The 22755-nt window shown below is 43.9% G+C and carries 15 protein-coding genes; 10 read left to right on the top strand and 5 right to left on the bottom strand.

Features of this window, described 5'->3' with window-relative positions; genetic code table 11:
* Positions 1-30: 30 nt before the first annotated feature.
* A complete protein-coding gene (locus ACKWCA_RS07115; RefSeq protein ID WP_413977478.1) occupies positions 31-1161 on the top strand; it encodes an efflux RND transporter periplasmic adaptor subunit in 1131 nt (376 codons plus the stop codon).
* 86 nt (positions 1162-1247) lie between these two features.
* Here ACKWCA_RS07115 and ACKWCA_RS07110 read toward each other — a convergent pair whose 3' ends face one another.
* The 3 genes from ACKWCA_RS07110 to ACKWCA_RS07100 form a co-directional block, all read right to left on the bottom strand.
* Positions 1248-2933: an FAD-dependent oxidoreductase gene (locus ACKWCA_RS07110; RefSeq protein WP_413977477.1), complete on the bottom strand. Its 1686-nt coding sequence runs from the start codon at positions 2931-2933 to the stop codon at positions 1248-1250.
* An 89-nt stretch (positions 2934-3022) separates the two neighbouring features.
* Positions 3023-3844 carry a ZIP family metal transporter gene (locus ACKWCA_RS07105; protein WP_413977476.1) on the bottom strand — a complete coding sequence of 274 codons (822 nt, stop codon included), beginning with the start codon at positions 3842-3844 and terminating at the stop codon, positions 3023-3025.
* A 2-nt stretch (positions 3845-3846) separates the two neighbouring features.
* Entirely contained in the window at positions 3847-4503 is a 657-nt protein-coding gene (locus ACKWCA_RS07100) for a metal-dependent transcriptional regulator (protein WP_413977475.1), read from the bottom strand.
* Between the two features lie 130 nt (positions 4504-4633).
* On the opposite strand from ACKWCA_RS07100, the gene ACKWCA_RS07095 reads away from it, so the two are divergent.
* Both ACKWCA_RS07095 and ACKWCA_RS07090 read left to right on the top strand, forming a co-directional pair.
* Positions 4634-6871, top strand: coding sequence for a TonB-dependent receptor (locus ACKWCA_RS07095; protein WP_413978028.1), 2238 nt, complete (start codon positions 4634-4636; stop codon positions 6869-6871).
* Between the two features lie 57 nt (positions 6872-6928).
* Positions 6929-8071, top strand: a complete 1143-nt coding sequence (locus ACKWCA_RS07090) for a lycopene cyclase family protein (RefSeq protein WP_413977474.1) — start codon at positions 6929-6931, stop codon at positions 8069-8071.
* Positions 8072-8104: 33 nt separating this feature from the next.
* Here ACKWCA_RS07090 and ACKWCA_RS07085 read toward each other — a convergent pair whose 3' ends face one another.
* On the bottom strand, positions 8105-8668 hold the full coding sequence (locus tag ACKWCA_RS07085; protein WP_413977473.1) for a hypothetical protein: 564 nt from the start codon (positions 8666-8668) through the stop codon (positions 8105-8107).
* Between the two features lie 319 nt (positions 8669-8987).
* On the opposite strand from ACKWCA_RS07085, the gene ACKWCA_RS07080 reads away from it, so the two are divergent.
* The 5 genes from ACKWCA_RS07080 (at position 8988) to ACKWCA_RS07060 (ending at position 20578) form a co-directional block, all read left to right on the top strand.
* Positions 8988-12251 (top strand): SusC/RagA family TonB-linked outer membrane protein, encoded by a 3264-nt coding sequence (locus ACKWCA_RS07080; protein ID WP_413977472.1) that lies wholly within the window; start codon positions 8988-8990, stop codon positions 12249-12251.
* A gap of 9 nt (positions 12252-12260) precedes the next feature.
* Positions 12261-14138, top strand: coding sequence for a RagB/SusD family nutrient uptake outer membrane protein (locus tag ACKWCA_RS07075; RefSeq protein WP_413977471.1), 1878 nt, complete (start codon positions 12261-12263; stop codon positions 14136-14138).
* A gap of 73 nt (positions 14139-14211) precedes the next feature.
* Positions 14212-17556: a VCBS repeat-containing protein gene (locus ACKWCA_RS07070; RefSeq protein WP_413977470.1), complete on the top strand. Its 3345-nt coding sequence runs from the start codon at positions 14212-14214 to the stop codon at positions 17554-17556.
* On the top strand, positions 17553-18893 hold the full coding sequence (locus tag ACKWCA_RS07065) for a vanadium-dependent haloperoxidase (RefSeq protein ID WP_413977469.1): 1341 nt from the start codon (positions 17553-17555) through the stop codon (positions 18891-18893). Before ACKWCA_RS07070 ends, ACKWCA_RS07065 begins: the two co-directional genes overlap by 4 nt.
* Positions 18890-20578: a CRTAC1 family protein gene (locus ACKWCA_RS07060; RefSeq protein WP_413977468.1), complete on the top strand. Its 1689-nt coding sequence runs from the start codon at positions 18890-18892 to the stop codon at positions 20576-20578. The genes ACKWCA_RS07065 and ACKWCA_RS07060 overlap by 4 nt, the downstream gene beginning before the upstream one ends.
* A gap of 3 nt (positions 20579-20581) precedes the next feature.
* Here ACKWCA_RS07060 and ACKWCA_RS07055 read toward each other — a convergent pair whose 3' ends face one another.
* The gene (locus ACKWCA_RS07055) at positions 20582-21556 is read right to left on the bottom strand and encodes a polyprenyl synthetase family protein (RefSeq protein ID WP_413977467.1); all 975 of its coding nucleotides are present in this window, start codon (positions 21554-21556) and stop codon (positions 20582-20584) included.
* Positions 21557-21713: 157 nt separating this feature from the next.
* On the opposite strand from ACKWCA_RS07055, the gene ACKWCA_RS07050 reads away from it, so the two are divergent.
* Positions 21714-22253 (top strand): RNA polymerase sigma factor, encoded by a 540-nt coding sequence (locus tag ACKWCA_RS07050; protein ID WP_413977466.1) that lies wholly within the window; start codon positions 21714-21716, stop codon positions 22251-22253.
* 10 nt (positions 22254-22263) lie between these two features.
* Positions 22264-22671 carry a hypothetical protein gene (locus ACKWCA_RS07045; RefSeq protein WP_413977465.1) on the top strand — a complete coding sequence of 136 codons (408 nt, stop codon included), beginning with the start codon at positions 22264-22266 and terminating at the stop codon, positions 22669-22671.
* The last annotated feature ends 84 nt before the right edge of the window (positions 22672-22755 follow it).

Here is a 22755-nt window from a genome sequence, read left to right as displayed (position 1 = left end):
AACAAGAGAAGCCAAGTCAAAATAAGAAAAATGAAAAAAAGAATCATTGCACTACTCGTCTTACTAATTGTCTGCTATAGCTGTGGAGAAAAAAAATCCGCAGAAACGACAACGGAAACAGAATATACAGAAGGAAGCATTACCCTTTCCGAAGCACAGTTTACAAACAGTGGTATGACCCTGGGAAGCCTAGAGGAAAAATCGTTTCCCGTTACCATAGCTGTCAATGGCATGATCGATGTGCCCCCTGAAAATAGGGCCGTTGTAAACGCGACCTTGGGCGGATATATCAAAAGAACGCCCCTATTAATCGGGGATGTTGTTAAAAAAGGACAGCTTTTGGTTACCGTTGAAAATCCAGAATTCATCACCCTGCAGCAAGAATATATGGAAGTCAAACAACAACTGGCCTACCTCAAGTCGGAATACGACCGTCAACAGACGCTAATGGATGAAAAGATAACCTCCCAAAAGAGCTTATTAAGAGCCGAAAGTGAGTACAAAAGCGCTTACGCGAAGTACAAAGGGCTGAAAAAACAATTACAAATGCTGAACATTTCCAGTGCTGAAGTAGAAAAAGGTAACATCAGCAGTGTCGCCTCTATTTTTGCCCCGATCGGCGGAAGTATTACCCAAGTCAATATCAGCAAGGGCAGTTATGTTTCACCTGCCTCACCTATTTTGGAAATCATCGATAACGATCATATTCATTTGGAACTGTCGGTATTTGAAAAAGACATCATGAACATCAAAAAAGGACAGCCGATCCGTTTTCGTATTCCCGAGGCTTCTAAGAAAACCTTCCAAGCCGAAGTATATTTAATCGGTACGTCTATCGATGAAAACCGTACCATTAAGGTTCATGCACATTTAAAGAAAGAGGGGGCAAACAACTTCTTGACCGGCATGTTCGTCGACGCGGAAATCATCACCGAAAATACTACGGCAAAAGCAGTAGCATCAGCTGCTATTGTCGAACAGGATGACAAATTTTATATTCTCCGAAAACTCGATCAAAAAGCGAACACCTATAATTTTGAAACAATCGAGATCCAGCCAGGAAAGGTCTTCGAGGGGTATACCGAAATCAAAAATGCAGACTCATTTTCCACCTCGGATCGGTTTTTGACCAAAGGTGCCTTTGATGTTTTTGGAGAGTAACTTGGCCCTGAAACACGAGTTATATCGTCGCGAACCACTACTATTGTAAAAAAGAGCTTATGCGGAAAAGGCCGGTAAAAAACAGCTTACCTGATGCGTTGCCCGTCTTGTAACAACTTTTTTTGAAGCGTTTCGAAAGATATCTCCTGAACTGATAGATGACTATCAATTGCCAGCGCTGCGGCAGTGGCGGCAGATTGACCTAACACCATAAACACCGGTTCCATTCGAATTGAACCAAACGCGATATGGGTAGCACTTAAGCAAACGGGGACAATCAAGTTTTCGCACTCTTCTTTTTTCGGCACTATGGAAGCATAACTTATAGGGTACGGTTTGAAACCATGCGCCTCTACATTACCCTCGTTTTTCACGAAACCATTGGCATCGACATAGCGTTGCACATTGTGGGAATCCATGCCGTAGGCACCTAAACCTATGGGATCCTTTGGCACACGTAAACCTTCACAATTATGCTGGGTCATAACATAATCGCTTATCATACGCCTTGCTTCACGAATGTATAATTGTTGTTGCCAACCATCTTCTCTGTCGAATTCATCTTTTGTTGTTCCCCATTTTGAAGCTTCCGTTCTTACCTCAACTGGAATACGAGGATGATTGGCCAAGGTCCACATTAGACCTTGCTGATAGGTTCTATGGGCCTCAACAATTTGTTGACGCTCTGCGTACGATGCTTCTGGATAGGCATAATTGGCACCGATGAAATCAGTGGAAAAACCGAATTTATTGTTCGTATCGGTTTTTCGATTGGGCATTGCGGAATTGATCCAGGGCAAAAGTGAGCTTCCATAACTATACATATCTTGTATGTCTCCTGTTCTAGCTTCATAATTCCGAAATAAAAGCTCATAATCCCGTTCTCTATACTCTTTTGGCTTTTTAAAGGGAATTCGATTTTCAGGAACGTCCGTTAGGCACATTCGAAAACAATAGGCTTGTATTTTTGTATCTCCCTCCCCTTCAACTCCGGGCTTTTGATTTACATAGGGCAACAACCCACTTTCGGGGTCCCCTTTCTTTACAAATGGATCTACCTGGGCTACAAAATTGTGATAATAGGCGTTACGCGAAACCTTCCCCGATATCGTGGTATTGATGAAACTGGTCTGCACCCCGTTCAGTGTTTCCCCGTATTGACTGTTACTTTCCCGACCTATGGTATAAGTGACTCCCGCTCCGGCCATCAGATCTCCCTCGTAGGTAGCATCAATAAATACATCTCCGCTAAAAATAGCTCCGCTTTCCATTGTGATCGATTGAATTCTGCCCTCCTTTTGGAGTACCCCGTTTTTTCGATCTAGACGTTGATTGTATATCAGGGTAATACGTTCTTTGGAAATCATACTTTCGTATGCGGCCAGTGCTGCCGAAGGTTCAAAGGTCCACATCGCATTTTCCTTTTCTGCTGACCGGGTCTGTCCGCCGTCTTTATAATCTTCTTTTTCTTGCCATTTCCAATTTTCAGGGTTGTCGTAATAGGCCTTGATATGCTCATAAAATTCACGGGAAATACCGCCTATCGCCTGTTTATTACCAATGTCGGTTTGCCCAAGACCACCCGTGGTCAACCCACCGATTCGATTTGAAGGTTCAATAAGAATAACTGATTTCCCCATTCTGCTACTTTGAATCGCTCCCGCGATGCCTGCAGAGGTGCCTCCGTAAATGATAATGTCCGCTTTGCTTGATTGTCCTCTAGTGCTAAGAACAAGAAACAGAAAGGTCATTAGAAAAAGTATTCTGATCATAAGCAAAAATTTGATTTTTTTGACCACAGGGGTAAAACCGTGCGCATCGAACTTGCCTTTTAAAAGTTGGCCGATATATTCAATCTACCTTAACCTAGGCCCACATCTAGGGTCATCATAACAATGAATCCCCCGATAAAACCCAGAACGGCCACATCGGAGTGTTTGTCTTGTTGCGTTTCCGGAATCACTTCTTCCACGACTACGAAAATCATGGCCCCTGCCGCAAACGCAAGAGCATAGGGCAAAATTGGCTGAAAGGTCAATACCGCCCATGCACCGATTACCGCTGCAATAGGTTCCACGATTGCAGAAGCCTGTCCGTACATAAAACTGCGCCTTCGTGTTAGTCCTTGTCTGCGCAAGGGCATTGCGACAGCAAAACCTTCGGGAAAATTTTGCAATCCTATGCCTAAGGCGAGGGCGACGGCCCCTCCAATGGTCGCACCGTCAAAACCAGCGGCTACACCTCCGAAGAGGACCCCTACCGCCAAACCTTCCGGAATGTTGTGCAAGGTAATCGCCAAGGTCAGTAGCGTCGTACGATGCCAGGGCGTTTTGATTCCCTCGGCATCCGCTTCCTTGAAGTTGATATGCAAATGTGGTAAGACTTTGTCCAATCCGAAAAGGAAAAAAGCCCCTAATAAAAAACCTATGGCCGCGGGTATCACTTTTACGAAACCTTCACCAGGACTCATTTCGATACCCGGAGCGAGAAGGCTCCAAAAACTGGCAGCTACCATGACACCTCCTGTAAAACCTAACATGGCATCCATTACGGCGCGATTCGGATTTTTAAAAAAGAATACCAGTGCCGCACCGGCAGCGGTTAGGCCCCAGGTAAACATGGTAGCATAAAATGCAGCTAAAATAGGATTGATAGATTCAAAATAATCAATGACTTCTTGCATGGCTATTCCGTTATTTTTAAAAACAGGTTGGTGGCTATTTGATTGGAAATATGGATGGTCTTTTCCTTGATCTGAATATCCAGTGAGCCGTCGAATTCCTCCTTGTCCAAAACCAAAATGGTATCGCCCAAGGCAATTTTGTTCTTATCGAGAAATTTTAGAAAGGGCGGAGAAGAATCCTTTACCCCTACACAAATTCCACTTGTTCCAATCGGCACCTCGTTCAATAGTTTTTTAATCGCTTTTTTGAACTCCCCTTTTTTAGAGGGAATAGGGTCCCCATGTGGATCCACTTGGGGAAATCCAAGGTGCTTATCCAATTGGTCGACCAACTTCTCACTTTTTACGTGCTCGAGTTGCTCGGCAACCTCATGCACTTCGTCCCAAGAGAAATCCAGTTTTTCCACTAAAAAAACTTCCCAAAGGCGGTGCTTTCGTACCAGGGAAAGCGCGATTTTTTGTCCGTATTCCGTTAGACTTACCCCTTTGTACGGTTTGTAATTGGCAACGCCCTTCTCCGATAACTTTTTAACCATATCGGTCACCGAAGAAGGTTTGGTTTCCATCTTTTCGGCAATGGCATTAGTGGATACGGTGGTATTCTCACCTTTACCCAAGTGGTAAATCGCCTTGATATAATCTTCTTCGGAAAGTGTCATAAATTTTTAATATAGACAAAAATACATTTTTATATGTAAAAACAAATATTTAGCTTTGTCTAAAATTTATTTTCTAGTGCCAAAAAAAGAAAATTCGATTCTAAAGAAAATTCGTCGCCTAGGTACCATCGTGGGCTTTTTTGCCTTTTTTTCGGTCAATGCCCAAAACGCCGAGCTTAAGGGAACGGTATCCGATGCGTCCGGGCCCGTGGCTTTTACGAATGTCTATTTGGACGCAACTACCCTGGGCACCTCTTCCCAAGAAGACGGTACCTATCTCATAAGCAACATCCCACCTGGAAGGTACAAGCTCAAGGTCACCATGCTCGGGTATCGTGACTTTTCAAAAACCATTTCGATCGAAGCCAATGCACAGCTAAAGATTCCCATTCGTCTGACTCCTTCCTCTGAACAACTGGAAGAAACGGTAGTCACGGGAACCTTAAAAGCGGTTAGCCGTTCAGAGAGTCCGGTTCCCGTAGAAGTCTATAGTCCCACTTTTCTGAAAAAAAATCCCACCGCAAGCATTTTTGAAGCGCTTCAGAACGTAAACGGAGTTCGACCACAGATCAACTGCAATGTTTGCAATACGGGAGACATACATATCAATGGACTAGAGGGTCCGTATACTTTGGTCTTAATTGACGGCATGCCCATTGTCAGCGGATTGGGTACCGTATATGGCTTGTCTGGCATACCCAATTCATTGATCGAACAAATTGAAATCGTAAAAGGTCCTGCCTCAAGTCTTTATGGTAGCGAGGCCGTGGGGGGATTGATCAACATCATCACCAAAAATACGTTGGAAGCTCCGGATTTTGCTGCGGATGCCTTTCTGACCGGATGGGGTGAATACAATCTTGATATAGGGGCCAAAATCGATGTTTCAAAAAAAACCGACCTCTTACTGGGCATCAACTACTTCAATTTTGATGAGGTTATAGACAACAACAGCGATAATTTTACGGATCTGACGCTTCAAGACCGGATATCCGTTTTTCAAAAATGGAATTTCCAAAGGAAAGACAATCGTATTTTTTCCCTGGCCGGACGTTTCTTTTATGAAGACAGATGGGGCGGAGAGCTACAATGGACTCCTGAATTTCGCGGAGGAGACGAAATCTATGGCGAAAGTATTTATACCCGTCGTTGGGAAGTTTTGGGCAAATATCAATTGCCCGTCAAGGAAAAGTTAGTTCTATCCTTTTCGTACAACGATCACGCACAGAACTCGGTCTATGGAGATATAGCCTATATCGCCGATCAGCGAATTGGCTTCACCCAACTTACCTGGGACAAAAAAGCCGGTAATCATGACCTATTGCTAGGTAGTGCCTTGCGTTACAATTTCTATGATGACAATACGGCCGCGACGGAATTGGCAGATGAAGTTACCATCCCCAGTTTATTTGTACAGGACGAAATCGCCTTGGCGAAAAAACACTCCCTTTTATTGGGCATGCGCTACGATTATGACAGTCGTCATGGAAACATCTTTACACCCAGAACGGCCTATCGCTTCAAAATCTCCGATAGTGATATCTTGCGTTTGAACGCAGGCACGGGCTTTCGTGTAGTAAACCTATTTACCGAAGAACATGCGGCCCTCACCGGTGCACGCGATGTCATCATAGCGGAGACCTTGGAACCTGAACGCTCGATCAATCTCAACCTCAACTATCTCAAGAAAATCTATGGTGACAATGGTACTTTCGCCAATATCGATGCTTCGGTTTTTTACACCAACTTCAGTAATGCCATTCTTCCGGATTACGATACAAATCCCAATCAAATCATCTATGATAATCTCGATGGCACATCAGTTTCTCAAGGGGTGAGTGCCAATATCGACATCGTCTTCCCATCCGGGTTCAAATTCTTGGTCGGAGCCACGTTTCAAGATGTTCGCCAGACCGAAAACGGAATATCAAGTCGTCAGATTCTGACCGAGAGTTATACGGGTACTTGGAATTTCGGATACAATTTTAGAAATCTTAAACTGAGTGTGGACTATACTGGAAATCTTTACGGCCCTATGCGATTGCCCACTCTTGGAGAGAATGATCCCCGAAGTCCGTATTCACCGGTTTGGAGCATTCAAAATATACAATTCACCTATAAGGGCTTGGATAATTTTGAATTCTACGGCGGTATTAAAAACTTGTTGGACTGGACTCCCAATCGTGGAAATCCGTTTATCATTGCGCGCTCCGACGACCCCTTTGACCGAAATGTGGTCTTTGACAATAGAGGAAACGTAGTGCCGACAGTGGATAACCCTAATGCATTGACCTTTGACCCCTCTTATGTTTACGGACCCAATCAAGGGATTCGCGGTTTCTTCGGACTGCGGTATCGGTTAAACTAGCTACATTATCCTATTGGTCGTGAAAACCCTTGAGGTCTAATTTCGTACTTTTGAGAAATGACCCATTTTGATTACATCATCATCGGTGCTGGCGCGGCTGGTCTAATGCTCGCTGATGCCATGACTTCGGATGATTTTTTCAAGGACAAATCGATCTTACTTGTTGATAAAGACAGTAAGCAAACCAATGATCGTACCTGGTGTTTTTGGGAAAAAGACAAAGGGAAGTACGAGGCCTTGGTCCATAAAAAATGGAATCATATCTATTTTGGGGGGAGACGCTTTTCGAAGCGTTTCGCTATTGAACCGTATACCTACAAGATGATTCGCGGAATCGATTTTTACCAAGCGCTATTTCAGCGAATGGAATCGTACCCAAATGTTGTTTTCAAACAGGCCGAAGTCACGGATGTAAAAGATAACGGAACAGGGGTGACCGTTACCACTTCCAATGAAAAACTGACAGCTGAAAAGGTCTTTAACAGTATTTTCAGCTATGATATGGCCACACATCAAGACAACTATCCCGTGTTGCAACAACATTTTTTGGGATGGTTCGTAAAAACGCGAAAACCGATTTTCGATCCGAATCAAGCCACGTACATGGACTTTTCGGTTCCCCAAAAAGGGAACACCCGTTTTATGTATGTTTTGCCCACCTCAGAAAATGAGGCCCTGATCGAATACACGTTGTTTTCTGAGCATTTACTGCCAAAACCAGCATATGAAAAAGCGATTAGCACCTATCTGGAAAAAGAGTTGGGCTGCTCTGAATACGAAATCGTAGAAACGGAAATGGGAAGTATTCCAATGACCTGTTATGACTTTCGGGAACACCATTCAAAAAACGTTCGTTTCATCGGAACGGCCGGAGGTTGGGCCAAACCAAGCACAGGCTACACTTTTGCAAGTACTTCAAAAAAGGTTCCGGTATTGATCGATCATATCAAAACCGAACAACCGTTGCACGAACTAAACTTCAAAAATCGATTTCGGCACTATGATTTGTTATTGTTAGATGTGCTACATCAAGATAACAGTATCGGCCATCATGTATTTGAAACCTTGTTCAAGAACAGACGCCCTCAGCTGATCTTCAAGTTCTTGGACGAAAGCACTTCGTTCTGGGAAGAGCTCAACTACATCTGGGGATGCCCGAAAATACCCTTCACCAAAGCACTTTTGAAAAGGTTGTTTTGAACCAATTGCAAGAGGGTATGGTCAAAAAAACGCTTATCTGTCAATGAGGATACTATCTTCTGTGGTAAATGCGCTATCCAATATCTTGACCTCACCGGTAGTGGTGTCTATCTCCAGTTTCAGCCAACCCAGTAAAAAGATATCCTCCTCTTGAATTTGCATACCGATGTAATAAGGGGCCGACGTTTTCGGACTTTCGATTCTCCATTCCTCCGGCCAAACACCGTCACCTCCTTGAAACAAGCTGATAAACCAACCCTGATCGGTCCAACTAAGTGTATCATCGGTCTGTCGAAGAATCGAGTCGCCCGTATGGGCAAAAAGCAGGGTTGAAGACACATTTTCCTCATACTCTTGCAAAATGGTATTCTCACCTAGAGGTTCAACCTTGCCACTGAAAAAGTCACCGCTGGTCTCGAATCCATCCCAAATACCGTGAGAATATACAATAGCAAAATCATCGACAGCATCATTATTAACATCAAAAACCGACATCTCAGGAGGTACTGGCGTGGCCAATGCCGCCACATCTTCATCCTTTTTAGAACAGGAGAACGCCAAAGAAATGAGCAACGAAAAGAGAAGTGTCTTTTTCATATCATAAAATGGGTTTTACACTGTATTCGAGACTTTGGTTCAGTGCATCTGCAGACCTGCGCGCTACGATTATGATGGACTTACAGTTACAGGACGTTTGAACCAAGGTAAGGTTGCGTCATAAACCGATAAGGTTATTTTGAAAAGCGAACTTTACGATGACTTTTATGCTGAAGTAATGGCCCGATTAAAAAATGATAATGTCATTTTTTGAACTCGAATTGTTGAATATCGTGATTTTTTTTGGTGAAAATTTGCCTTTATGATAAATTTAGTGTGTATTTTAATACATTCTAACAACCTAAATAATACGAGCACTATGTTGAACCAGCCTAAATTAATGGGGATAGGTACGCGAAAACGGACCTCCCTGACATTGATTTTGTTTCTTTTCAGTTTATTTTCTTTCACACTTTTAGCCCAAGACGTTATCGTTACCGGAAACATCACTTCTTCGGTCGATGGCTTACCGCTACCCGGAGTTACCGTGTTGGATGCCAATGATGGCACCAATGGTACGCAGAGTGATTTTGATGGTAATTATTCCATAACCGTAACCGACGGCAATACCAGCTTACGCTTTAGCTATATCGGTTTTAAGTCGCTTACCGTACCCGTCAATAATCAAACTACGCTCAATGTCGGTATGGAAGAAGACGTGGCTAGTTTGGAAGAAGTAGTCGTGGTTGGCTATGGAACCCAAAAGAAGGCCACCGTGACCGGAGCTGTAACTGCGATTCAAGGGCCCGTCTTAGAACAGTCACCGGCGGTGAGTGTTTCCAATTCACTAGCTGGTCGACTCCCTGGGGTCGTAATCATTCAGACGAGTGGAGAACCAGGTAATGATGAATCGAACATCAGTATTCGAGGGCAGAATACATTGGGAAATAATGAACCTTTGATCGTCATTGATGGAATTCCGGATCGTGACGGTGGCCTTGGACGAATCAATCCCGATGACATTGCCAATATTTCGGTACTAAAAGATGCTTCTGCAGCTATTTATGGTGCCCGAGCGGCAAACGGCGCTATCATCATCACCACCAAACAAGGCACACCAGGAAAACCTCAAATCACTTATAGAGCTGATTTTGGTCTGACTAGGCCTACACGTACACCAGAAATGTCAAATGCAGTTGAATACATGCAAATCATGAACGAGCTTGCCATATTCAACAGTAATATTCCTGTTTCGGAATGGGGCGCAGCTCAGAATAGTTTTAGAACAGATGGTAATTATACGCTTCCTGACGAAGTTGTAAATGCGGCCTTTAGTCCGGAAACTGTTGCAGGTCATGCGAACAACTCGGATCCTTGGTTGTATCCTGATACTGATTGGTTTGGCGCAACTTTTAAAGATTGGGCGACACAAAGCCGACATAACATCTCCATTAGCGCCGGTAGCGAAGCGGTCAAATATTACACCTCCGTTGGCTATACCGACCAAGATGCGATTTATAAGAATTCGGCCAACCGCTATCAACAATATAACTTCAGAATCAATACCGACGTAAAAATTAACGATTACATCAGTACCAAGCTTGGTTTTGGATATCGAAAAGAGGATCGAAGGTTTCCGACCGAAGGAGCCGGGGCTATCTTTAGAATGCTGATGAGAGGAAGACCAAATGAAGCCGCGATTTGGCCCAATGGACAACCTGGCCCTGATATTGAAAATGGGCAGCAGCCAGTGGTCGTGACCACCAATGCGACCGGGTATGACCGGCAGCCAACCGACTACCTTCAGTTCACAGGTTCAGTGGACATCACCAACCCTTGGGTTGATGGATTAAAACTAACCCTATTGGCAGGTGTTGACCAAAGTCAGGAGCGCCAAAAGCGTTGGGAAACCCCTTGGGAATTATTTTCACTTGATCGTGAGAATTATATAGCGACAGGAATTCCTGTCACTACCGGGGCTATTCGTTCCAATTTTACCGATCCGAGATTGACACAGTCCTCGAACAATATTCTAAATGTAAACCTAACATCTTTATTAACTTACGATAAGACTTTCGGAGATCATACCTTAGGCCTATTGGCAGGTGTGACAAGTGAACGTTTTCAAGGAGAGTTCTTTTCGGCCTTTAGGAGGAATTTTATCTCACCTGCGGTGGACCAATTGTTTGCAGGCGGGGTCGATCTTCAAGACACCGATGGTGTTGCCTTCAATAGAACTAGATTAGGCTATTATGGTCGTGTACAATACGATTATAAAGAAAAGTATCTTGCGGAATTTATATGGCGTTATGATGGCTCGTATATCTTCCCAGCAAGTGAGCGTTTCGGTTTCTTTCCAGGATTCTTAGTAGGATGGAACATCAATAAAGAAGACTGGTTCAATGTGAAAGGCATTGATTACTTGAAATTAAGGGCCTCATATGGCCAAATGGGTAACGATCAGGTAGCTTTTGATACGAATAATAATGGTGAGATTGAAGATGATGAATTGCAAGAGTTTGCCTTTCTCTCCAATTTTGAACAAGGTCAATTTCCAATTGATGGTCAGGTCGTAAACACATTACAGGAAGTATTATTGGCAAACCCTAGCTTTACTTGGGAGCGCGCGAACAATTTCAATGTAGGTCTTGACGGTATTGTGCTTGATGGAAAATTGAGTTTTACGTTGGAGTACTTTTTAAATAAAAGAGACCAAATATTAATTCAAAAAACGGGTAGTACACCAGGTTCTTCAGGTATTTCGGATCTTTTACCCCCTGTGAATGCAGGTGAAGTGCAAAATACTGGATTTGAATTTTCTATCAACTATTTTGGCGGTAATCCAGATGGATTTAAGTATGACTTTGGAATTAATGGAGGTTTTACTCAAAATGAGATTGTTTTTTCCGATGAAATTCCCGGCGCACCAGAATATCAGCTGCAAAAAGGGAAACCCATTGGATCCTATTTAGTGTATGAGGAAGATGGTGTTTTTCGTGACGAAGCGGCAATCACGGCGAACACCCTTGATTATAGCAGTGTAACCCCTCAATTACAGCCTGGGGACTTAAAATTCAAAGATATCAACGGAGATGGTGCCATAAACGAATTAGACCAAGTGCGTGTGGATTACAGCATCATCCCCACGTTCAACTTCGGTGCAACTTTCAACGCTTCCTACAAGAACTTTGATTTAGCCATTCTTTTTCAAGGAGCAACAGGAGCGAAACTACCGATTCAAACAGAATCAGGGGATATTGGGAACTTTTTGAAGTATAGCTTCGATAACAGATGGAGTATCGATAATCCAAGCAGCGAACATCCAAGATTAGCCAGTAGAAATGATACGTATTATTCAGGAGGTGGTTTTCAAACAATTAATCCAACCGGAGGTTTTGGTAACAATACCTACAACCTCTACAGCAAAGATTATGTTCGTCTAAAAAATGTACAATTAGCCTATAATTTTCCAAGTAACTTAATCGATGCGTTCGGTCTATCGAAGCTCAAAATTTATGTAAGTGGCTTAAATTTACTAACTTGGGCTGCTCAAGACATTTATGACCCTGAGTCAACTTCTCAGAGTGGGCAGTTCTATCCACAACAAACAATTATCAATTCAGGATTTAGTTTAACTTTTTAATAAAATGTTATGAAAAAAAGAAGATTACTAATTTTAGGGATACTCGCAGTCGCTATGCTGCCATCGTCCTGTAGTGAAGATTTTTTAGACACACAACCCCTTGATAAGTTTTCTGCGGATGCTACTTGGGGAGATAAAGCCCTTTCCGAAGCTTTTGTTTTCAATGTATACTCCTACTTAGGGTATGGAGGGTTTGAAGAAGAAGGTTTAGCATCGATAACTGATGAAGCCATGTTTACGCATTCGGGAAGAGACATTAATTTTATAACCGAAGGTACGCTGTCGGCTGCCGGTGGTTTTAATACTAGGATTGTCCCACAATGGAACGATTTATTTCTTGCTGTACGTCAAGCGAATGTAGCTATTGAACAACTCCCTGAGGCGACCTTTGACGATAACGAAGCTAAGGACAGATTAATAGGAGAGGCTCACTTCTTAAGAGCTTATTATTATCATGAATTACAACGTTATTATGGCAGTGTTCCTATTATCGATAGACCTTATGGACTTGACGAAGACTATTCCGTACCAAGAAACACCTATGCCGAAAATGTTGATTTTGTGGTGGCTGATTTAGACAAAGCCATAGGTCTATTGGAAGGAAAAGAGGAAAACGCCGGAAGGGCTACTGTCTTAAGTGCAATGGCCCTTAAGTCAAGAGTACTTTTATACGCTGCCAGCGATTTGCGTGATGGCCCCACGGCCAGTGCGAACTCATCGGTATTGGGAAGCTACTCCGACCTTGATTTGGTTGCCTATCCTTCTGGAGATCGGATGGCTCGATGGAATGCGGCGAAGTCTGCGGCAAAGGCAGTTCTCGATGATGCGTCAGGCTATAAGCTAGATCTTACTTCACCGGCAAGTCCTGAAGAAGCAAAAAGCACTTATGTTTCCATCGCCATGGGAGGTGGCAGTTCTATTGGTGATGCAGCAGCTGCAACAGAATTACTTTTTGAACGAACGCATTCACCACTGTTCACACAGGAGAGCCAATGGCCCTTAGGAGGTATTCATCAAGGAATCAACAATGGTCCCAATGGTTATCACAATTGGGCAGGAAATACGCCTATTCAACAATTAGTTGATGATTACGTAATGATGGATGGTTCCAAATTCGATTGGTCCAATCCGGAACATGCCGCAGATCCTTATGCTAATAGAGATCCCAGATTCTATGCAACTATCTTGTTCGATGGTGCTGATTGGAAGCCAAGACCTTCTGATGTTGCCACTATGGATCCCAACGATCAAATCCAGACCGGTTCCTACGATGATGGTTCAGGAGGAGTAATTCCAGGCATCGACACAAGAGATTCCCCAATAGAAAATTGGAATGGAAGTAGAACTGGCTACTATGTAAGAAAGTTCATTGATGCTGACCCTGGCGTGGTTGACAATCAATCTAGTGCTCAAGTAGTTCCATGGCCATTTTTACGATACACAGAAATGGTCTTGAACTATGTTGAGGCTTCCATTGAAACGGGTGATGAGGGCGAAGCGCTATCTTGGCTCAATAAAATTCGTTTCAGAGCTGGCTTACCTGCCATTGCGGCTTCAGGTACTGAACTTATGGATATCTATCGGAATGAACGAAGAGTGGAGTTAGCATATGAAGAGCATCGGTATCATGATGCCAGAAGGTGGATGATCGCTGCCGAAACACTTGGTAGAGGTATCAAAGTTATGAAAACCACAGCCACCTTAAAACCGGGAATGACACCACTATCTCCTTATCGACATGACAAAACGGTATATGACTATACCTATAATGTTGTTGATAATACCGAAAACGAAACCAGAACTTGGGATGATAAAATGTATTACCTACCAATCAGCAGAGATGAATTAAATCGCAATAGCTCATTGGTCCAGAATCCAGGATACTAGCTCCTAATTTAATGATTGAGATCATGGAAAAATCTATCTCGTTTGGGATAGATTTTTCTATTTTTACAAGACTATGCAGAAGCCGTATTTACTGATTGGTATCTTACTCCTTTTCGCGAGTATCGGCTGTAAAGAAAACGCAACCCAAAACGTGCCTGAAAAGACCGAAACACCAGACGCCCTCTTTTCGTTACTACCTCCGGAAAAAACCAATATCCACTTTCAAAACAAACTCACCGAAAGTCTAAACGCCAACGTACTCATGTATGAATACCTCTATAACGGTGGCGGTGTTGCAGCGGGCGATTTTAACGACGATGGACTTATCGACCTCTATTTCACCTCCAATATGGGTGAAAACAAATTCTATCTCAACACTGGCAACTTGACGTTTGAAGATGTCACGGCAAAAGCCAAGGTTTCAGGTAGACCAGGTCCTTGGAAAACGGGAATTACAGCTGCTGACGTCAATGGTGATGGTAAACTGGATCTGTATTTATGCTACTCGGGAGCCTTACCCCCGCAAAAAAGACAAAACCAACTGTTTATCAATCAAGGTGTGGATGCGAACAATGTCCCTATCTTTAAGGAACAAGCGGCCGCTTACGGGCTGAACAGTCCTGCATTTAGCAATCAGGCCTACTTTTTCGACTATGATCGCGATGACGATCTTGACCTTATTTTACTCAACCATAACCCGAAATCAGCACCCGTTTTAAACGAAACAAGCACCGCCGAATTCTTGAAAAAAGACGATCAATTGCAAGGAATTCGGCTTTTTGAACAAGATAAAGGGGTTTTTAAAGACGTCACTGTCAAATCAGGAATCAGCGGATCGGCCCTGACCTATGGTCTCGGTATAGGTATAGGCGACATCAATGGCGACGATTGGGTAGACTTTTATGTCTCCAACGACTACACCATTCCCGATTACCTCTACCTCAACAACAAAGATGGCACCTTTACCAACGGTCTCAAGGAGCAACTGGGCCATATCAGTCATTTTTCAATGGGCAACGATATTGCCGACATCAACAATGACGGCCTTACGGATATCTTTACGCTAGATATGCTCCCCGAGGATAACAAACGTCAAAAACTACTTCTGGCCCCTGATAATTACGAGAAATTTGACCTCAATCTTCGCAGTGGGTTCCATTATCAGTACATGCGGAACATGCTACAACTAAACAATGGCAATGGCACTTTTAGCGAGGTGGGGCAATTGAGTGGCATCTCCAATACCGATTGGAGCTGGGCACCGCTATTCGCGGATTATGACAATGACGGCGACAAAGACCTATTCGTAACCAATGGTTATTTCCGTGATTATACCAATCTCGATTTCATCAACTACATGGAGAATTATGTGCAATCGAAAGGACGGTTACAGCGTACCGATGTTCTCAATATCATAGAACAAATGCCTTCGTCTAATCTGACCAACTATATATTCTCGAATACTAATGGCATCGATTTCACGAATGTCACGGATGCTTTTGGAATGGACCAACCTGCCAACAGTAGCGGAGCCGCCTATGCCGATCTAGACAATGATGGAGACTTGGATATCGTAGTCAATAACATCAATACATCCGCCTTTGTCTATAGAAATGAAACGCAAAAAAAGGGCCGTAACTACCTTGCCGTAAAACTCCAGGGTAATAACGGAAATACGAATGGGATTGGTACGAAAGTCTCGATTTTTTATAAGGACAAACAACAACACCTAGAACAGTCTCCCGCGCGGGGCTATCTTTCTACGGTCTCTTCGTTTTTGCACTTTGGCTTAGGGGATACGAAGCAGATCGATTCGCTTTTAATCCGGTGGAATTCAGGTCTCCGGCAAGTGATAAAAGAAATCCCCTCGAATCAAATCTTGGTTTTGGAAGAAACCAATGCAGAAAATACACTTCCTAAAAAAGAGAAATCGGTCTCACTTCTAACCGCAATATCAAGCCCCATTTCTTTCGTAAATAAGGCAGCTTCGGTCAATGATTTTAAGAGACAGTCGCTTCTTATCGCACAACCTTCACATTCAGGTCCCGCAATGGCCAAGGGGGATGTCAATAAAGACGGTTTGGAGGATATCGTAATCGGGGGCACACAAGGGCAATCAGCACAACTATTCCTTCAGGGCGAAAACCAGCGCTTCCTTACATCAGGCGTCCCGGATTTTGAAGAAGATAAGGAGCGTCATGACACGGACCTTCGGATTTTTGATGCCGACGGTGACGGAAATCAAGACCTTTATATCGCTAGTGGGGGTTATCATGACTTCACTGCAGATGACATTCGCCTAAAGGACCGATTATATCTTGGTGATGGAAAAGGAGGTTTCGTGAAGTCTGCCGGGTCTTTGCCCGACTTAAGGCAAAGTACAGGTGCCATTGCTGAAAACGACGTTGACAATGATGGCCATATCGATATTTTTGTGGGTGGGCGGGTCATTCCTGGTAGCTATCCCGCAACCCCTAAAAGTTATATCCTACTTAACGACGGAAAAGGAAATTTTAAGGACGTAACGCCTACCATAGCCCCCGAATTACTTGATTTTGGCATGGTAACGGATGCCCAATGGATGGATTTTGATGGTAATCAGCGTAAAGATCTGCTTATCGCCGGGGAGTGGACCCCGGTTTCCATTTTTATCAATTCGGATAGCATTTTGACGGACAAAACAGACTACTATTTTGAACGTCCATTATTCGGCTGGTGGAATACCCTGGCAACGGCAGACCTGAATGGTGATGGAAGACCCGATATCATCGCAGGTAATATGGGCACCAACACCCAATTTAAGGTCAGTTCGGGTGAACCAGCGACACTTGATTACAAAGATTTTGATCAAAATGGTTCAATAGACCCTATTTTCAGTTATTATATCCAAGGTAAAAGCTACCCCTACCTCACACGCGATGAGCTCTTAGGACAACTGGCAAGCAAGCGTTCAAAATACACCAGCTATAGTAGTTATGCCGATGCGACCTTGGCCGATATCTTTGGCGACGAGGAATTGAAAGATTCTCAAAAATTAAAAGCCGACCACATGGAAACTACCTTATGGCTAAGCCAGGATGATGGCACATACAAAACGGCCGAACTCCCCAAACAAGCCCAGTATGCCCCGGTATATGCCATTTCAGTTTCCGACATCGATCAAGATGGAAACCTAGACTTGCTTCTATTGGGCAACAATGACTATTTTAAATTGCGCCTCGGAAAATTCGACGCGAATTACGGCACGCTCTTACTGGGGGATGGAAAAGGAAAATTTAAGTATCTTGACCAAAAGACCTCGGGCCTTGATATCAGGGGTAATGTGCGTAGCGCACACTGGATCGACGACATCTTGTTTTTAGCAATTTATGGAAAACCACTGAAAACCTTCAGGATTTCAATGCAGAAGGAAAAATGAAAACAATACACCCATATGCCGTTTTATGTTTACTTGCTTGCCTTGGTTTTGGCTGTTCCGAGCAACATGACTATTCCGAACAAGAGGTAGCCCTTGAATGGGCCAAAATGGCGACCCATATCACCCAATACACCCCCGCGAACTCCCCCACTTTCGCCTCGCGAGGTTTTGCTTATATTGGCTTGACCGGTTATGAGGCCATCGTCCACGGATATCCCGGCCATAATTCCATGCTCGGTCAGTTGAACGGACTTGAACAACTTCCGCAACCGGATAAGGAAGCGACCTATGATTGGGTACTTTGCCTCAATGCCGCCCAAGCCTCCATTATACACACGATCTACGTACAGACCTCGGACGAGAACAAGAAAAAAGTGGATTCCCTTGAAACGGCAATCTATCAAAGTTTTTCGGAAAAGCTTGAAGATATTTCCATCGCCGAACGTTCAGTGGCCTTTGGTCGAGCGGTAGCCGATGCCATTTTTGAATGGTCAAAAACCGATGGTGGACATCGAGGGTATCTCCGAAATTTCGATAAGGAAATGCAACATCCCGAGCGGCCGGGGTCTTGGAAACCCCCTTTGTTCGCCCAATCGTTCAGCCACCACCCGCTGCACCCTCACTGGGGCGAAAACAGAACTTTTGTACAGGGCAATAGGGACCTTCCACTACCGGAAATGATCCCATACGATACCTTGCCAGGCTCTCCTTATTACGAGCAATTCAATCAAGTGTACCAAAAAGATCTGATACTGACCCAAGAGGAAAAAGAGGCAGCGATATGGTGGGGAGACGACCCCGATGTAACGTTCACCCCTCCGGGTCACTCCTACTATATCACCTCCTTGGCCATTGCGCAAAAAAATCCCCCCATGATAACCTGCGTCGAGACCTATGCCAAAGTCGGTATTGCAGTAGCCGATGCCTTTATCAAATGTTGGGAATGGAAGTATCATTTCTTTACCGAACGGGCCAATACCTTTGTACCGAAATACATCGATCAAGAATGGGAGTCATTCTGGCCCGACCCACCTTTTCCAGCCTTCCCGTCGGGTCACGCGATTCAAGCAGCGACGGCTGCCGTGGTGCTAGAAGATACCTTTGGAACACCTTTTCATTTTATCGACCGAGCACATGAAGGGCGCGAACGTGACGAAGTCCGCGATACCGATTTTGTCAACAGGGAATTCAACTCCTTCTGGGAAGCTGCCCAAGAAACGGCTGATTCCAGATTTTATGGAGGTATTCATATTCCCCATGATAATGAAGTGGGATTGGAAAAAGGGAAAAAAGTAGCCCAGAACGTATTGAACCTTCAATGGAAAGCAAACCAATGAAACGAACGGTCTTGATCACGCTGTTTTTTCTTTACGTGACCTTCACCGTGCGCGGGCAAAAGTCGTTTACCGATATTACCGAATCAGCGGGTATCGACCATCGTTTTGAAGTTTATGAAGGCACTTTTGGAGGAGGAGTGACCGTATTTGACCTAAACAATGACGGTTACGAAGATCTTTTTATTACCAGTGGCACCGCAACGGATGTGCTCTACCTCAACAATGGCGACGGTACCTTCACGGATATTTATGACCGCTCAGGACTCGAATCAAGCCAAGGTTTTGTCACACAAGGGGCAGTGAGTGCCGATGTGAACCGTGATGGATTTAGAGATCTGTTTATCACCACAATCAGTACCACTGATGGCACCAATGTTATTCCAAGAGCAAAAAATCTACTCTTTCTGAACAAAGGCAATAGCACCTTTGAAGATGTCACTACTAAATTCGGATTGGATGACTTCAATTCATTTAGTACGGGAGGCAGTTTTGGGGACTTCAATGCCGACGGGTTTCCTGATCTCTTTGTGGGGAATTATTTCCAAAACTTCGAAGGCACCCTAGGCGTGCTAAAAGATGCCACTATTGTGAGCGCCAACCAGACCGCGAAGCCGTATCTTCTACTAAACCGAGAGGGCAAAAAATTCGAAAACGTATCCGAAGACTATGGCATAAACCATGAGGGTTTCGGGTTCGGGGCCGTATTCACCGACTTTGATAATGACGGGAACCAAGACCTTCTCGTCAATCAGGATTTCGGTTACAAGGCCGTGCCCAATTTTCTTTATAAAAATCAATATCCGAGAGCCCGTTTTGATGATGTTAGCGAACAAACAGGGATGGACCTGAAAGAGAACGCCATGGGATCGGCGGTAGGCGATTACAACAATGACGGACTGCTAGATTACTACGTGACCAACATCAAATTCAACCTCTTCATGGTCAATCAAGGAGACGGGGCATCGTTTGTCGATCAGGCCAAAGAACTTGGCGCCTATAGTTTTGCCATAAGCTGGGGCGCTAACTTTGCCGACTTCGATCACGATGGTGATTTGGACCTTTACGTGGCAAACGGCGATTTGAATCCCAATTGCACTCCCATGGGGAATTTTTACTTTGAAAACGAGGATTTTAGATTTATTGAAAAGGGCAGGGAGTCTGGTACAAATGATTACGGTATTGGACGCGGATCGGCAGTTTTCGATATGGAAAATGACGGTGACCTAGATATTGTGGTCGTCAATCAAAAAGCGGTACAGAACTATCCGACCGCATCCCACACCCGCTTGTTGCGCAATGATGCCGTAAGCGGAAACTGGTCAAAGGTGGCCTTAAATGGTATTGATTCGGATAAAAACGGAATTGGAGCTCGAGTTGAAGTCGTTGCAAACGGTATTCGAATGATACGCGAAATCGATGGTGGAGGGTCGAGTCATCTCTCGCAGAATTCCATTATTGCCCATTTCGGACTCGGGCAAGCGAGCACTATTGATTCTTTAAAGGTGATATGGCCCGGGGGACACCTACAACTCTTGACAGACCAGCCGATCAATACGCTGCTGACTATTACCGAATCGGAGAGACCAACAAACTATCCTTTCGGAGTTACTATTGGGGCGTTGGCCGTGGCCCTACTTTTAGGAGGTGTTTTTTTTAGAAGAAAATCGAAACGGAAATCCTCCTGACCTCTAGTCTTTCCGTTTCATTAAATTCGCGCCGAATTCATGTAAAAGAGCCTTTTTCTCGGGGCTGATATCAAGTTCGCTCAAGGTTTTGAAAGCACTTTCGGTATAGTTCGCAATGGCAAGTTTGGTTTGCTCCGCTGCTCCACTCGATAAAAAGATTTCCTTTATAGAAGCGACCTTGGCCTCCGGGTTTTTGGGCTGAATGGAGTACAGGTCAAGAATGGCCTTTCGTTCAAGCTCGCTTCCTAGCGCTACCCCTTTTAAATAGAGGTAGGTCTTCTTGTTCTCTATAATGTCACCGCCCACTTGCTTCCCAAAAGTTTTGGGGTTTCCGAATGCATCCAAATAGTCATCTTGTAGTTGAAAGGCAATCCCAAGATTTCTTCCAAAGTCATAAATACCAACACGCTCTTGTGGTGAAGCATCCGCGACGATAGCGCCCATTTTCAAAGCGGCACCTACTAAGACCGCGGTCTTATATTCAATCATTTTGAGATACTCCTCGACCGTAACATCGTCCCGGGTTTCAAAATCCACATCATACTGTTGGCCTTCGCACACGGCTATGGCCGTTTTACTGAAAAGCTGCGCCAAATCGCGGAATGTTGGGCCCGCATAATTCTCGAATAACTGATAGGCCGTAATCAACATCGCATCTCCCGATAAAATACCTGTATTCACATCCCACCTCTCATGCACAGTCTCCCTTCCCCGACGTAATGGCGCATCGTCCATGATATCATCATGGACCAATGAAAAATTATGAAATACCTCTATGGCAAGAGCGGCATCCATGGCCTTGCGGTAATCGGTACCGAAAACCTCCGTTGCCATCAGCACCAGCACAGGACGCAGCCGTTTACCCCCTAAATTCAGGATATAGGTTATCGGTTCGTAGAGATTAAAGGGCTCTTTGGTGGTTGTTTTCGATTCTAGATATGAAATGAATTCATTTCGGTAATACTCGATGGCATGCATGCAGCTGATTTTCTTCAAAAATACATCCAAATTACGAAATGAACACACCTCTATCGCATGGCACAACTACAAAATCAAAAAAAGCGTAGCGAAAATGCAATAGCTTTGAAAAACTTCGTCTCTATAGGTGAAGATACGTCCAAAGTGACCTTGAAAAATGTCCGACAACCAAAATCACAATAACCTCAAAGCCTTTTTCAAAAAGGAGTATCAGTCCTTGAAGGTATATACGCAATCGCGCATAGACGATACTGCAGATCGCGATGCGGAGGATATTATTCAAGATGTTGCCCTTAAAATATTATCAAGACCTGATAACCTTTCACCTATCGATAATATTGCCGGATTTGTCTACAACTCCATCCGCAATAAGGTCATCGACTTGATGCGCTCCAAAAAAAGGGAAATCAGTGCTGAAGGCGAGATCGAAAACCGGCTAATGGAATTTACCGAACTCCTATACGGTCCTTCCGACAACAGCTATTCTGAATCGACCAAAAAAGCATTAAAGCAGGCTCTTAGGAACTTGAAGCCCGACTACAAGAACATCATTAGGGCTATTGATTTTGAAGGATTCACCTATAAGGAACTTTCGGTAGAAACCGGAATTCCCGCAGGTACCTTAATGTCGCGGCGTCATCGTGCCATCGCGATTTTGTATAAAGAATTAAAGACAAAAAAAGAATTTACGAACTAAAAAAAACGATATGGAAAAATATGTAGAACATCAAGTCAAAACCAAAGTGGAAACCTTCTTTAAGGGGTTCTTCAAGGTAATTTTTATGGTCATTGCCGCGGCGATCTTCATTTTGCTATTCGGATATGGATTTATGCTATTGTGGAATTGGTTGATGCCGGACGTATTCGGACTCCCGAGTCTGGGCTATTGGAAAGCTGTCGGTATTCTGGTCATGGCCAAGTTATTGTTCGGCAATTTTGAAGGCAAAGGCCACAAAAAACCTTCAAAAAAATCGCGTCGCTCGTTCAAGGAGTGGAAAAAAGATTCATGTCAAAATGATTTTTCAAAATGGGAATTCTACGATGACTTTTGGAAGGAAGAGGGTGAGAAAGCCTTTGAAGACTATGTAGAACGCCAACAGAACAACGAACAATGATATGTATCACAACGTATGTTAAATAAATGTAAAACTTTGGAAACTTTAAATGTTTTTAAAGTTTCCTGAACTATATTTGTCGCC

Origin of the sequence: Maribacter corallii (genome assembly GCF_047345415.1) — a bacterium.
In the GTDB taxonomy this organism is placed as follows: Bacteria; Bacteroidota; Bacteroidia; order Flavobacteriales; family Flavobacteriaceae; genus Maribacter_C.
Note: the sequence above shows the minus strand (reverse complement) of the source record. Positions and strands in the feature narration are given on the sequence as shown.